Source organism: Agrobacterium sp. SORGH_AS_0745 (assembly GCF_030818995.1).
Classification (GTDB): Bacteria; Pseudomonadota; Alphaproteobacteria; order Rhizobiales; family Rhizobiaceae; genus Agrobacterium; species Agrobacterium tumefaciens.
Genome location: NZ_JAUTBI010000001.1, coordinates 106,242 through 118,976, shown reverse-complemented (window position 1 = coordinate 118,976; position 12,735 = coordinate 106,242). Strand labels below are relative to the sequence as shown.

13 protein-coding genes and 1 pseudogene are annotated in these 12,735 nt (G+C 58.2%); 7 read left to right on the top strand and 7 right to left on the bottom strand.

Annotated features, from left to right (window positions below):
- The first annotated feature begins 162 nt into the window (after positions 1-162).
- The 4 genes from QE432_RS00575 to QE432_RS00560 all read left to right on the top strand — a co-directional run bounded on the left by QE432_RS00575 (position 163) and on the right by QE432_RS00560 (position 5,151).
- Positions 163-1,953 carry an ABC transporter ATP-binding protein gene (locus QE432_RS00575; RefSeq protein ID WP_025594896.1) on the top strand — a complete coding sequence of 597 codons (1,791 nt, stop codon included), beginning with the start codon at positions 163-165 and terminating at the stop codon, positions 1,951-1,953.
- Positions 1,954-2,085: 132 nt separating this feature from the next.
- Positions 2,086-2,427 carry an ArsR/SmtB family transcription factor gene (locus tag QE432_RS00570; RefSeq protein ID WP_025594895.1) on the top strand — a complete coding sequence of 114 codons (342 nt, stop codon included), beginning with the start codon at positions 2,086-2,088 and terminating at the stop codon, positions 2,425-2,427.
- Entirely contained in the window at positions 2,424-3,347 is a 924-nt protein-coding gene (locus QE432_RS00565) for an SRPBCC family protein (RefSeq protein WP_111801903.1), read from the top strand. The genes QE432_RS00570 and QE432_RS00565 overlap by 4 nt, the downstream gene beginning before the upstream one ends.
- Positions 3,348-3,555: 208 nt before the next feature.
- Positions 3,556-5,151, top strand: a complete 1,596-nt coding sequence (locus QE432_RS00560) for an EAL domain-containing protein (RefSeq protein WP_111801902.1) — start codon at positions 3,556-3,558, stop codon at positions 5,149-5,151.
- A gap of 37 nt (positions 5,152-5,188) precedes the next feature.
- Here the strand turns inward: QE432_RS00560 and QE432_RS00555 are convergent, their stop codons facing one another.
- The 3 genes and pseudogenes from QE432_RS00555 to QE432_RS26600 all read right to left on the bottom strand — a co-directional run.
- Positions 5,189-5,998: a transglutaminase-like domain-containing protein gene (locus QE432_RS00555; RefSeq protein WP_111801901.1), complete on the bottom strand. Its 810-nt coding sequence runs from the start codon at positions 5,996-5,998 to the stop codon at positions 5,189-5,191.
- 117 nt (positions 5,999-6,115) lie between these two features.
- Positions 6,116-8,260 carry a catalase C gene (gene catE, locus QE432_RS00550; protein ID WP_111801900.1) on the bottom strand — a complete coding sequence of 715 codons (2,145 nt, stop codon included), beginning with the start codon at positions 8,258-8,260 and terminating at the stop codon, positions 6,116-6,118.
- An 85-nt stretch (positions 8,261-8,345) separates the two neighbouring features.
- Positions 8,346-8,447: pseudogene (locus tag QE432_RS26600) on the bottom strand (DUF892 family protein); the annotation flags it as partial.
- Between the two features lie 289 nt (positions 8,448-8,736).
- On the opposite strand from QE432_RS26600, the gene QE432_RS00545 reads away from it, so the two are divergent.
- From QE432_RS00545 to QE432_RS00535, 3 genes are all read left to right on the top strand, one after another.
- Positions 8,737-9,054 (top strand): PepSY domain-containing protein, encoded by a 318-nt coding sequence (locus QE432_RS00545; RefSeq protein ID WP_111796632.1) that lies wholly within the window; start codon positions 8,737-8,739, stop codon positions 9,052-9,054.
- A 21-nt stretch (positions 9,055-9,075) separates the two neighbouring features.
- Complete coding sequence (locus QE432_RS00540; protein WP_019566741.1) at positions 9,076-9,669, top strand: general stress protein; 594 nt, start codon at positions 9,076-9,078, stop codon at positions 9,667-9,669.
- Between the two features lie 65 nt (positions 9,670-9,734).
- A complete protein-coding gene (locus QE432_RS00535; protein ID WP_111801997.1) occupies positions 9,735-10,451 on the top strand; it encodes a DUF72 domain-containing protein in 717 nt (238 codons plus the stop codon).
- Between the two features lie 45 nt (positions 10,452-10,496).
- Here QE432_RS00535 and QE432_RS00530 read toward each other — a convergent pair whose 3' ends face one another.
- From QE432_RS00530 to QE432_RS00515, 4 genes are all read right to left on the bottom strand, one after another.
- Positions 10,497-11,210, bottom strand: coding sequence for an anti-sigma factor (locus tag QE432_RS00530; protein WP_306622861.1), 714 nt, complete (start codon positions 11,208-11,210; stop codon positions 10,497-10,499).
- A complete protein-coding gene (locus QE432_RS00525) occupies positions 11,207-11,749 on the bottom strand; it encodes a sigma-70 family RNA polymerase sigma factor (RefSeq protein WP_004431393.1) in 543 nt (180 codons plus the stop codon). The genes QE432_RS00530 and QE432_RS00525 overlap by 4 nt, the downstream gene beginning before the upstream one ends.
- Positions 11,750-11,880: 131 nt before the next feature.
- Entirely contained in the window at positions 11,881-12,312 is a 432-nt protein-coding gene (locus QE432_RS00520; RefSeq protein ID WP_013761040.1) for a DUF2177 family protein, read from the bottom strand.
- A gap of 20 nt (positions 12,313-12,332) precedes the next feature.
- Positions 12,333-12,710, bottom strand: coding sequence for a DUF2147 domain-containing protein (locus tag QE432_RS00515; protein WP_019566744.1), 378 nt, complete (start codon positions 12,708-12,710; stop codon positions 12,333-12,335).
- Positions 12,711-12,735 lie beyond the last annotated feature (25 nt).

Sequence of the window (12,735 nt, the reverse complement as noted above, 5' to 3'; positions counted from 1 at the left end):
TTCCATTCGTGGCCCGCCCCGAGCGCGCCCCACATGCGGTTTTGTTTTCCTTCATAGCCCGATTGATCTGACGGGATCATTTTTGTTTTCCGCCCGGGCTGTGCCATCCAACTTCCGTTTTTGAGGACCGGTTGCCGAACGCATGGCGCCGTGCTGGTTAAAATGTCTCGCAAGAAGCTCGATTTCCGCGCCGATGCCTATCGCCATGTGCTCGGCTTTGTTTTCCACCATTGGACCCACCGGCGGGCATTGGTGGGCTTTATTGTTGTGCTGGTGATTGCCAGCACGCTGGCCGAAGTCATGGTGCCGGTTTTCTCCGGCCAGATCGTCGATGCCATTGCCGGGGGCAACGGGGCTGACCGGGCGCTGCGCGCCTTTGTCGTCGTCGTGGCGCTGGGCTTGACGAGCGTAGTCCTGCGCTGGTTCGTGTTTAACGGCATCATCAGACTGACGCTGAAAACCATGGCGGATGTGGCGAATAACGGTTTCTACCGGGTGCAGCGGTTCTCAACCGACTGGCACGCCAACAGCTTTGCCGGTTCCACGGTTCGCAAGATCACGCGTGGCATGTGGGCGCTTGATTCACTCAATGACGTGCTTCTTATCGCCCTATTGCCCTCCATCGTCATGCTGGTGGGCGCCACCGTCGTGCTGGGTAGTTACTGGCCGATCATGGGCTTGATCGTGGGCACGGGGTCGCTGATCTATGTCGGCGTCACCGTGTTGCTCTCCATGGGCTTCGTATCGCCGGCCGCAAGACTTGCAAACGCCTGGGATACCAAGCTTGGTGGCGCGCTGGCAGATGCCGTCAGCTGCAATTCGGTGGTCAAGGCTTTTGGCGCCGAGACTCGCGAAGAGGCGCGGTTGCGCCATGTGCTGGCCAAATGGGACAACCGTACGCGAAGGACATGGAAACGCGGCACGCTGAACGGCACGATCCAGGGCTTCATGATGGTATCCATGCAGGCCGGTATTCTGGGAACAGGCCTTGTCATGTGGCAGCAGGGGCTGGCGACGCCGGGCGACATCACCTTCGTGCTGGCGATGTTCTTCGTCCTGCAGGGCTATCTGCGTGATGTCGGTCAACACATCCGTAATCTGCAACGTGCCGTCAACGACATGGAAGAGTTGGTGTTGCTCGACAAGATGCCTTTGGGTGTCGAAGACAGGCCGGATGCCAGGCCGATCAGGATAGAGAAGGGCGAAATCGTTTTTGACAACGTCACTTTTCAATACGGCGCGCATCCCAGCCCGCTCTATGAGGACTTTTCAGTCACCATCAGGTCGGGTGAGCGTGTGGGACTGGTCGGGCATTCGGGGTCGGGAAAGACGACATTCGTCAAGCTTATCCAGCGGCTTTACGATGTGAATTCCGGCTCGATCCGCATTGACGGCCAGGACATCGCCAAGGCCAGGCAGGCAAACCTGCGCAGCCAGATCGCCATCGTGCAGCAGGAACCCATCCTGTTCCACCGCACGCTGGCGGAAAACATCGCCTATGGCCGGCCGAGCGCCTCGCGGCGTGAGATCGAGCAGGCGGCGAGGCAGGCAAGCGCCCATGACTTCATCATGTCCCTTCCCAAGGGCTATGAGACGATGGTGGGTGAGCGCGGCGTTAAATTGTCTGGCGGGGAGCGGCAGCGTGTCGCCATTGCCCGTGCCTTCCTCGCGGATGCACCGGTGCTGATTCTGGACGAGGCGACATCGAGCCTCGACAGCGAAAGCGAAGTGCAGATCCAGGAGGCCATGGAACGCCTGATGGATGGCCGCACCACGCTGGTCATTGCGCACCGGCTTTCCACCGTGCGGGCGCTTGACCGTCTGCTTGTGTTCGACAAGGGCAAGATTGTCGAAGAGGGCGACCACCAGGCGCTGATCCGTCTGAACGACGGCATCTATCGCCGGCTGTTCGAGCGGCAGGCGCTGGAACTGACCAAGGGTCTGGTGGCTTAAAAAATGAAACGCCGGGGCAATGCTCCGGCGTTTTTCTTTTGCGCGGCGGCCAACAAATGCTCACGGCCGAACACTTAGCTAATCGACGAAGTTTCCCTTGCGTTAGAGCCGTGCTGCATGATAGTTAGCATTATGACTAAGCATTCGCCCGAACTATCGCTAATCTTCCAGGCTCTGGCCGATCCAACGCGCCGGTCTATTCTAACGAAGCTCGCGCAAGGGCCTGCCCGCGTCATGGAATTGTCCGCTCCCACGGGGCTGCGCCTGCCGACCGTGATGCGGCATCTATCGGTACTGGAGGAGGCGGGGCTTATCCGCACCTCCAAGGATGGGCGGGTGCGCACCTGCGCTATCGTGCCCGAGGCTCTGGAGCCGGTGCGGACATGGCTTGATGAACAGCGGGCCATTTGGGAGAGCCGGCTCGACCGGTTGGAGGCATTTGCAATGCAGGCTGCGAAGGAGCGCACGGAATGATGTCGAAACTCAATCAACACAGCACCCGTGCTGAACCCCATCTTGGCGATGGCCGCTTTGCAACACTGAGCTTCGAAAGGGTGATCGCTGTTCCATTGTCGGTCCTCTGGCAAGTGTGGACGTCGCCTGCCGCGCGGGCTGTCTGGGCAGCGCCCACGCCCGCCGTGACCGTGGAGTTTCTGGAAGCCGATACCAGAGTTGGCGGACGCGAAGTTTCGCTCTGCAAGGTCGATGGGCAGCCTGATATTCGCTGCGAATGCGGGTGGCTGGAATTGCAGCCAGCCTTGCGCAGCGTCAATTACGAGGTGGTGTCGTCCGGCGACGTGACACAGTCTGCGGCGCTGGTGACCGCTGATTTTTCGGCGACGGAGCAGGGCAGTCGCGTTGTCGTAACCGTACAGCTTTCCTCCTCGGCTGCGGATATGCAGGCGGGTTACCGGCAGGGCTTCGGTGCCGGTCTTAACAATCTGGCTGAGGTGGCCAAACGGACAATGGTGCTGGAGCGAACGATAAGGGCGCCGCGCAACATCGTCTGGAAGGCCTGGATGAATTCCGAGACGCTGCCGCAATGGTGGGGACCGGAAGGGTTTTCGTGTCGCACGAAGAGGATCGATCTGCGAACCGGCGGCGAGTGGGTGTTCGACATGATCGGACCTGACGGCACTGTCTTCCCGAACCATCATCGATATATCGAGGTCAGGCCTGAGGAGAGGATCGGCTACACGCTGCTCTGGGGCGAAAACGGGCCGAAACATGCCGACGCCTGGGCTTCGTTCGAGGATCAGGACGGCGCGACGAAGGTCGTGCTCGGCATGGTGTTCAGCACGGAAGCCGAGTTCCAGGACGCGAAGGGTTTCGGGGCTATCGAACTGGGTCAGCAGACGCTCGGCAAACTGGAACGCTTTGTTTTCGCATCGTAATCGCACCGGGACTGAACTTCAACAGGGGCGTGATACCCTCTCGGGGTAACTGGATTATCGGCCCCGCGTTCCTGCCGTCACGGTGATGTTCAGATTGCGTTGACGGCAGAAATCATAATTTGCATCACCCGGTTTTCACCGTTCCGCACACAGCAAAAATTAAGGAGATTGCGACACTGATGTCTGGACTACCTTTTGGAGAGTGATGATGCAGTCACGACGTTGGCGTGTGATAGCCGTGGGGATATTTCTGGCCATAGTTGGCGCCGCGCTGCCCATTGCCGCCATGGCCTGGACGTCCTGGCGTGTCGCCATTCAAAAAGAACACTTCATTCTCGACCTCGTTGCCGAAAGATCGCTTGTTCGTGCCGGAAATACATTCAGGCAAGCGCAAGGGGCATTGGAAGCAATTGAAACGGCGCACCCTCCCGCATGTTCGGATCAGCATATTGCACAAATGCGGATGGTGACGATCAACGTCCCCTCAATCGAGGAGATTGGCTATTTCGAAAACGGCTTCATCAAATGCACCTCCTGGGGCCGAGCCGCTGGCGACGTAGCCAAATCCCATGTCGACTACGTCACACCGGACGGTCTTGAAGTGACGTTGCGTATCCAACCCGGCATCAGCCACGGCGACCAGATGACGAGCCTGCATCTCGGCCACCACAACGCGCTCGTCGCACCTTCCAGATTTGCTGATATTGTGCTGCGGGACGGGATGTCTCTCGCGATCCTCAACGATAAAGCTGCGGTCATCAGCACGCAGAACCTTCCCGATACAGGGGTTCTGGCCACGTTGCCGACAAAAGAGGGGCAGGGCACGACGGACGCATGGCTTTATTCGGTGGTAAAGGAGAATGCGCTGACGGCGGTGGTTCTCGAGCCAAGGGCGGCGTTGCGAACGAGGCTGGTGCGGGAGTTGACTATCCTTTTGCCCATTGGCGCATTCATTGCGCTCTTTATCGTCGGCATCGTCATCTGGATGTCGCGCAAGCGGTTGTCGCCGGAAACGGAACTGGAAATCGCAGTCCAGAACCGTGAATTCATCGTCCACTATCAACCAATCATCGAACTCAAGACCAATATATGCGTGGGCGCCGAAGCGCTTGTCCGCTGGCGGCGGCCTGATGGCACGCTGGTGAGGCCAGACCTCTTCATTCCGCTGGCGGAAGAAACAGGGCTGATACAGCCCATCACCGATCAGGTCGTTGAAGCCATTATTGTAGATCTTGGTACCATGCTCGTTGGGGATCGCAGCGCACATATCGCCATCAATCTCTGCGCCGACGATGTAAAATCAGGCCGGATACTAGACTTCATCGATCAACGCCTTGTCCGCGCGGATATACGCAAGGAGCAGATATGGCTTGAAGCGACGGAGCGCGGTTTCATCGACATTGACGCGGCGCGCGTGACGCTGGACAGAGCTCGCAAGGCCGGGCATTCCGTGGCAATTGACGATTTCGGAACCGGCTATTCCAGCCTTCAGTATTTGCAGGGACTGCCGTTGGACGCCCTGAAAATCGATAAGTCCTTCGTTGATACGATCGGCAGGAACACGGCAACCAGCACCGTGACACTCCATATTATCGAGATGGCGCGCGAGCTTGGACTGTTTTCCGTTGCGGAAGGTATCGAGAGGCCGGAGCAGGCGGCCTATCTGCGGGAACATGGGGTGGATTTTGGTCAGGGCTGGCTGTTTTCCAAGCCGCTTCCAGCCGAGGAATTCATCGCCTTTCACCGTCAGAACAAGTCGACATACGGCTCCGCTCCCGAGGTCATTCAGGTCGCGTCGGTCTAGGTTGAGCGAGACCTGAGCGTCTTGACGCTACCCGTCGCTATCCGGCCAGTTCTTCCGTAATGACTTCGAACCGCTTCAGGATAGCCGGCCCGAAGGCGGTGGACAGGGCGACGTCCGTCGCATCTCGTCCTGTCGCCATCAAGATGCGTCCGATGCGGGGCCTGTTGTGACGGGCATCGACGGTATACCAACGGCCGCTGAGATAGACCTCGAACCAGGCGCTGAAATCCATCGGATTGGGGTCTTTCGGCACGCCGATATCACCGAGATAGCCGGTGCAATAGCGAGCGGGGATATTCATGCAACGGCAGAGTGTGATCGCAAGATGTGCGAAATCGCGGCAAACCCCGGTCCGGTCGATGAAGCCGCCATATGCTGTCCTGAGCGGATCGGCTTTCTCGTAGTTGAAGACAATATGGGAATGCACAAAATCGAGGATCGCCTGCACACGGGGCCAGCCGAGCGGTGTTGCCGAGAAGTTTTTCCAGGCGAAGTCCGCCAGGCGGTCGGTATCGCAGTAACGGCTGCCTAGCAGGAACACTAGAACATCGTCTGGTAAATCCTTGATATCGTGCTGGAAAGCGTTTTCAGGAACCGGATCTGGCAGGCCGCCGTCATATATGTCGAACCGCGTCGAGATCGTCGTCACACCTGGCGGTGCGGTTATGCGGCTGCAGGCGTTCCCGAAGATATCCATATAGCCCCAGGCCTCGATCGGCCTGTCGAAGGTCAGCACTTGTTCGGAGAGCAAATCTGCGCGCCGGCTGGGGTGGAGATTGAGAACAAGCAGCATTGCCGTCTCATTCTCGCATTCATAAGCAATATCGAACCCGGCGCGAATCTTCATTCAGTACATCCTTTATGAGCCATCTTGATGTTGTTCACGCTGAAACGTTTTCACGCCCTCGGGCGGGCGATCGTGCGTCATCAAGGCGCGGCATTGTAGCCGCGCCCGCCTGTGATGTCACTTTACCGGCGGTGACGCCTTGCCGAGTTTTACGGAAGGTTCCCGTCCCCAGACACGCAGCTTGCCAAGGTTCGACACGAAGCCAGCGAGGCCTTCCTCACCTGGCAGGATAATCGTGCCCTCGTCAAGATCGCCTGCGATACCGGCCTTTTCCAGCAATGGCAGCGCGGACTGGTCGTAACCGATGAACTTGCAGTGCTGGAAAGCATCGGCCACGAAGTCACGCGCCGTCGCCTCGTTGACCAGATCGTCTATCCCCTCGGCAGAAGTCAACAGTGCAACTGCATCGAAGAGAACCGATGGCCCGCCGTCGATCATGTGATGGGCCGCAATCCAGCTCCCGTCTGAGGCGGTGACGCCACCGACCTTCGGGGCTATCAATTCGCAGACAGCTTTTTCCTTGGTAATCGCCGACATCACGCCGTTCAGCAATTTGGCGTCGACACCATCGGTGACGAGTATACCAAGCTTGCGGCCTTCGAAGCGTTTCGGACCACGCTCGACGATGCTGAGCGCCGGCGAGGGTTCCAGATCCTGACGTGTCGGCATGGCCGCGTCCGCCGGCTTCGGCATGGACTTGAAACCCAGCTTCTGCGCGACGGTGTTTGCCAGCGTCTCGTCGATGTTCATGAGATGCGACACCATGCGTTCGCGGATCACGGCTGTTTCCACCTTGCTCAGTTCAAATGTCAGGGCTGCCGCGATATGACGCTGTTCTGGCGGGGTCTGGCTGATGTAGAATTGCCGTGCCTGGCTGTAGTGGTCGGCAAAGCTCTCGGGGCGCAGCCGCGCCTTGATCCCCTGTTCTTCTGCCGGAAAATGACGATACCCCCGGCTCGGCGACTCTCTCGGGCCTTCACCGAACGAGTTCGGCTGGTAATTCACCCTGCCAACAGGATTGCGCATGGCCATGTGGCCATCCTGCTGGAAATGCGCGAAGGGACACTTCGGTGCATTGATCGGCAGATGGGTGAAGTTTGGCCCACCAAGGCGTTTCAGCTGGGTGTCGAGATAGGAAAAGTTGCGGCCCTGCAACAGCGGATCATTGCTGAAGTCGATACCCGGCGGCACGTTCTGCGTCATGAACGCAACTTGCTCGGTCTCGGCAAAGAAGTTGTCGGGCATACGGTCGAGTACCAGTCGTCCGACCGGCTGCGGCTTCAGGATTTCCTCGGGGATGATCTTTGTCGGATCGAGCACGTCGAAATCGAAGCTGTCGGCAAACTCCTGATCGAAGAGCTGCACCTGCAATTCCCATTCCGGGAAATTGCCGGACTGGATCGCCTGCCACAGATCGCGGCGATGGAAATCGGGATCGGCGCCATTGATCTTGACCGCCTCGTTCCAGGCGACCGATTGAAGACCGAGCTTCGGCTTCCAGTGGAACTTGACGAAGGTCGATTCATCCTTGGCATTGACCAGACGGAAGGTATGAACGCCGAAACCCTCCATAAAGCGGAAAGACCGCGGTATCGTACGATCCGACATGGCCCACATGACCATGTGCATGCTTTCCGGCGTCAGGCTGATGAAGTCCCAGAAATTGTCATGGGCCGTCTGCGCCTGCGGAAAAGCCCGGTCAGGTTCCTGCTTGGCGGCGTGGATCAGGTCGGGAAACTTGATGGCGTCCTGAATAAAGAAGACAGGAATATTATTGCCGACGAGATCCCAGTTGCCTTCCTGTGTATAGAGCTTCACTGCGAAACCGCGCACGTCGCGCGCAAGGTCAGCTGAGCCCTTGTTGCCCGCAACCGTCGAGAAACGGACGAAGGCTGGTGTCTTTTCCCCGGCGCGCTGCAGGAAATCCGCCTTTGTGTATGCGGAGAGGGACTCGTAAGTTTCGAAGAAGCCATGCGCGCCGTAACCGCGAGCATGCACGACGCGCTCGGGAATGCGCTCATGGTCGAAATGGAAGATCTTTTCGCGGAAATGGAAATCATCAACGACGAGCGGACCACGCGGCCCGACCCTTAGAGAATTCTGGTCGTCCGCGACCGGCCCCCCTTGAGCGGTCGTCAGCACCGGCGCGTCGTTTTCGGCTGTCTGATGCAGCTCGCCGCCAGCACCGCGCTCCAGCTTCTGGTCATGGATCGTCACGGTTTCGGTCTTGTCGCTTGGTGATGTGGAGGTGGTCTTGGCCATGGTGTGGCTCCTGAATTGGAAGGGGCCTATCCGACCCGGAAATGAAAAAGCCGCCCTAAAAGGCGGCCTAAGCTTGGAAGGGTCCCCGCACGTTCCTCGGCAGAGCCTTCAGCACTTGTTGTTCGGCGAGACAGATGTCCTTGAGCGTATCGAGGAACAGGTCATGCAATGTAGTTTCCGCAGGCATGTGGGAATCCGATCAACTTTGAATGATGTAACTGGACAACCCCTGAGTGGAGACGATGTTCCTGCTCCCGGAAAAGAATTCACACTCCGGTCTGCGGTGGCATCGCAGCGATGCCAGTAACCGGTTGAATAGGCGGACGTTCCTCATCCGGCAGAGATAGTTCTGTGGCGTTTCGACGATGATGGAACTGCAAGGTCTGCAAATTCTATTTTCAGATTGGCGGAACCATGAGGCCCGACATGTTGTTTCCCTGTCGAGCCTGCACTGAAGGCTACAACGAGGAAAAATCATGAAAAAGCTTCTTTTAGCCGCCGCGCTTCTCGGCGCGTCGACCCTTGGCGCCTTCGCTCAGACGTCCACCGCTCCAGCCACCGATGGCAGCAAGCCTGCCGTCGCTACGCCAGACACCAAGAATGCGACTGCGCCTGTGGAAGGCGCAAACAGCTTTACCGAGGAACAGGCGAATAAACGCCTTATGGACGCCGGATATGCCGAAGTGACCGGTCTTACGCTCAACGACAAGGGCGTGTGGCAGGCCAAGGCCTCGAAGGACGGCAAGTCTGTAAACGTGGCGCTCGACTATCAGGGCAATATTGTCGCTAACTAATTCAATCTTTGGGAGAATCCTATGAAGACCGTTACCGGACTTTTCGACGACTACTCCGATGCCAGCGCCGCCGTTACTGCACTGGAACAACGCGGCGTCCCGTCTAAAGATATCAGCATTGTTTCCAACAATGCAGACGAACGCCATGGCAATGATTCAAAAGCTGCTGAAGGCGCAGGCACGGGTGCCGGCATCGGCGCTGCTGTCGGTGGTGTTGGCGGCCTGTTGACAGGCCTTGGCATCATGGCAATTCCCGGCGTCGGACCGGTGGTTGCGGCAGGCTGGCTTGCCGCGACGGCGGCAGGCGCTGTTGCCGGTGCCGTCGCAGGCGGCGCCGCCGGCGGCCTTATCGGCGCGCTGACGGACGCCGGCGTTTCCGAAGACCATGCCCATGTTTACGCAGAAGGCGTTCGCCGGGGTGGCACGCTCGTGACCGCGAAGGTCGAGGACAGCCTTTACACGGACGCCGAAGAAGTCCTGCGCCAGTCCAACTGGGTTGATCCGGACAAGCGGCGCGCGGCCTATGCCGAAGACGGTTGGTCACGGTTTGACGACACGCTCGATCCTTATGAGCCCACTGAAATCGAACAGGAACGTCTGCGTTACAGACGCTAAGCGTTAGAAACAGGGAAGGTCGGCATGTGCCGGCCTTCTCTTTGATAGCCTCGGGGCAGGTGAAAGTGCCGGTCATTGCAACAGCTGGATGGTCGATCCCCAAGACTGTGGCGCACCGTTTTCCCGAAACGGGAAGTGGGCTTAGCCGATATGCTGCCGTATTCAACGGCGTCGAGATCAACTCCACCTTTTATCGCCACCACCGGCCAACGACGTTCGAGCGTTGGGCAAATTCCGTGCCCGATGACTTCCGCTTCGCCGTGAAGCTGCCGCGCGAGATCACGCATGAGCGCCGGTTGCGGGAAATCGGACAAGTCTTCAAGGCATTTGTTGGGGAACTTGCGGCGCTGGATGGCAAGCTTGGACCCTTATTGTGCCAGTTGCCACCCAATCTCACATTTGATGTCTCCGACGCGGAGGCCGCGTTAGACGCTATGCGTCAGACCTTTTCCGGCATGCTCGTACTCGAACCGCGTCACACAAGTTGGGCTACGCATTCAGCGCAAGAGGTTCTGCAACGCTATGCCATTGATCGTGTGCTGGCCGATCCTGCACCGGTCTGGCCGGCCAGTGATTTCTCCGAGCCGCCCAAATATGTCCGGCTCCACGGCGCTCCCCGGATTTATTATTCCGACTACAGCGCCGCCGAAATCCTCTCGTTTAGAAAACGCCTTTCCGCCGAATCCTGGTGCGTTTTCGACAATACCGCCTCCGGTGCCGCAATAAAGAACGCGCTTGCAATGCTCGATGATTGCGCAACCACTAAACGGTGCGCAGACTGAAATCATGTTTCAGCAGTTGGCAAAAGCGCATGAAGGCGTGACGCCTTAAAGCTGCCTTCTTGCGGTACCGATTGCGATAACAGGGCCGGTCGCCTGACCAGTTGGTGATCCACCGAAGGGTTCCACGCTGATCGCGAAGGTCGTGCCTTCCGAAATGTTGTTACGCATATCCGCCGGGATAATGAGATCGCCATTCGTTCCGGGCTGGAAAACACCGAGCGAGCGGGTCTTGCCGCCATCCATCACAAGCCAAAGTTCCAGTGATTTCTCATCGGCCTTGCCGGTCGCAACCGGTATAATGTGCATCCTGCCGGTCTCTGCATCATAGGATGCAAGCAGGTTGACCTGACTGTCCGTTGTCGAAAGTTCGGCTACCAGCGGAGCTGTGCCCTGCCATTTTTCCGGAAATGCGGCGTAAACGATCGCTGCCACGGCAGCCGCGCTCGTGGCGACAGATATCCATCGCCAGAAGGATGCGGAACTCCACAGGCTGCCATTGGCGTTGCTGGTCTTCCTGCCGAACAGGCGTTCTTCAATGCGGGCGAGAATGGCCGCACTCGGCGCCTGTTCTTCGTAATCCACGTTGAAGTCTGAAAATTCGCTTTCCCAACGGTGGACCAGCTGCGCGAAGACCCTGTCGTCCTGCATGCGCCGCTCGACCTCACGACGCTTTTCAAACGGCAGCACGCCGAGCACATATTCGCCAGCGAGGATTTCGTCGCGCGAATGCATGCCCTCGCTGTTTTCGCTCGTTGTCATCGCTGCATGCACTCTCTGAGTTTGAGAAGGCTTCGCCGCAGCCAGGTTCTGACCGTGTTGAGTGGCACCCGCAATTCTTTGGCGAGTTCGATATAGCTCAGCCCTTCGATATAGGCACGACGCACCGCCTGCGCATGAACCGTTTCAAGTTCCTGCATGCAATTGTCGATCCTGCGACCCTCATCGGCCAGAACGACCTGCTGCTCCGGATTGCGGATGCTGTCATCGGCAAGGTCATAGGCTTCGTCAATGTCGTCGCCCACGGGTTTGCGCGCCCTGATCGTATCGATCGCATGGTTGCGGGCGATTGCGGCGAGCCACGTCGACGGTGTGCCGGCGCTTGCTGCAAATGTGAGGGCTCTTTGCCAGATCTTGATATAGACTTCCTGAAGCGCTTCTTCGGCTTCGGTCCTGTCACGCAGGATTTTCAGGCAGATCGCATAAAGCTTCGGGCTGGTGGCTTGATAGAGGGAAACGAATGCCGAGCGGTCGCCCATGCCGACGCGGTTTATGAGCGTTGCTATCTCTGTACCCTGCATTCGAACATCCCTTCTTGCGCCTCCTATATAGGGTTGTCCTTTGTGGGAAGGCAAGGCATGCGCGAAATGAAGTTCACGTCTTCCCGGCCAAAAATTGGCCGGGTGGAAGCAGGCGGCAGGGATGGTCGCTGTCATAACACACCTGCCGGATTTTGCAGTGGACCGACCAGCCGTACGGTGACGATGTAACCGATGATGGCAGCGGCTGCGGACACGAAGGTGCCCCACAGAAGATCTGCGATGGTCAATGTCGTGGACCAGCTTTTCAACGTTGCCTGATTGGTGAGATCATATGTGGCATAGGCCATGAAGCCGACGGCTGCACCATAAACCAACGCGGTCGTCCACTGGCCTGATATGAGGGCCGGACGAACCGCAAGAAAGGTCAGTCCTGCCGCGTAGATGAGATAAAAGATGATCGCCGGGGCCAGCCGGAAGTTCTCAGCCAGAAGATCGCCGATCGCCGGGCGATAAAGTCGCGACGCCATGGTGCTTAGCCAGATGAAGTCGATCACCAGAAAGGCGATGAGGGTGAAGAAGTAGGCTGAGATATAGGTCTTCATCGGTTTGTCCTTTCCAGAGTCTAGTTGATGCGGGCCCAGGTAATGCCCTTGCACAGGAGACCAGCGACGATGCAGCCCTTGGTGGTCATGCTGTTGCCATCAACCGTCACGGTTATCTTGTAGGATTTGTCGCGTTGCGGATCGAAGGCAGTGCCCGAATAGACGCCTGTTTCATCTGGCTTTATAGTCATGATCAGCCGGTCACCGGTCTTTTCCTCGGGCGTGCCCGGTTTGATCCAGGTATTGGTGGCGCATATATTGTCGCCGCAGGGTGCGATTAGCACTTTCGCGTTGCCGTCGCCGCGCGCCCAGTTTCCGTCGATGTCGGCTGCTCCGGCACCAGAGGCCGCAAGCATCGGACCCAGGACAGATGCGATTATCAAGGGATTGATTTTCATCGTCTTTCTCCGCAGTTGTTGCCCC

Excerpts from the sequence above, each read along its gene's own strand:
- QE432_RS00575 (WP_025594896.1), top strand. The coding sequence starts at position 163 with ATGTCTCGCAAGAAGCTCGATTTCCGCGCCGATGCCTATCGCCATGTG.
- QE432_RS00570 (WP_025594895.1), top strand. The coding sequence starts at position 2,086 with ATGACTAAGCATTCGCCCGAACTATCGCTAATCTTCCAGGCTCTGGCC.
- QE432_RS00565 (WP_111801903.1), top strand. The coding sequence starts at position 2,424 with ATGATGTCGAAACTCAATCAACACAGCACCCGTGCTGAACCCCATCTT.
- QE432_RS00560 (WP_111801902.1), top strand. The coding sequence starts at position 3,556 with ATGCAGTCACGACGTTGGCGTGTGATAGCCGTGGGGATATTTCTGGCC.
- QE432_RS00555 (WP_111801901.1), bottom strand. The coding sequence starts at position 5,998 with ATGAAGATTCGCGCCGGGTTCGATATTGCTTATGAATGCGAGAATGAG.
- catE (WP_111801900.1), bottom strand. The coding sequence starts at position 8,260 with ATGGCCAAGACCACCTCCACATCACCAAGCGACAAGACCGAAACCGTG.
- QE432_RS00545 (WP_111796632.1), top strand. The coding sequence starts at position 8,737 with ATGAAAAAGCTTCTTTTAGCCGCCGCGCTTCTCGGCGCGTCGACCCTT.
- QE432_RS00540 (WP_019566741.1), top strand. The coding sequence starts at position 9,076 with ATGAAGACCGTTACCGGACTTTTCGACGACTACTCCGATGCCAGCGCC.
- QE432_RS00530 (WP_306622861.1), bottom strand. The coding sequence starts at position 11,210 with ATGACAACGAGCGAAAACAGCGAGGGCATGCATTCGCGCGACGAAATC.
- QE432_RS00525 (WP_004431393.1), bottom strand. The coding sequence starts at position 11,749 with ATGCAGGGTACAGAGATAGCAACGCTCATAAACCGCGTCGGCATGGGC.
- QE432_RS00520 (WP_013761040.1), bottom strand. The coding sequence starts at position 12,312 with ATGAAGACCTATATCTCAGCCTACTTCTTCACCCTCATCGCCTTTCTG.
- QE432_RS00515 (WP_019566744.1), bottom strand. The coding sequence starts at position 12,710 with ATGAAAATCAATCCCTTGATAATCGCATCTGTCCTGGGTCCGATGCTT.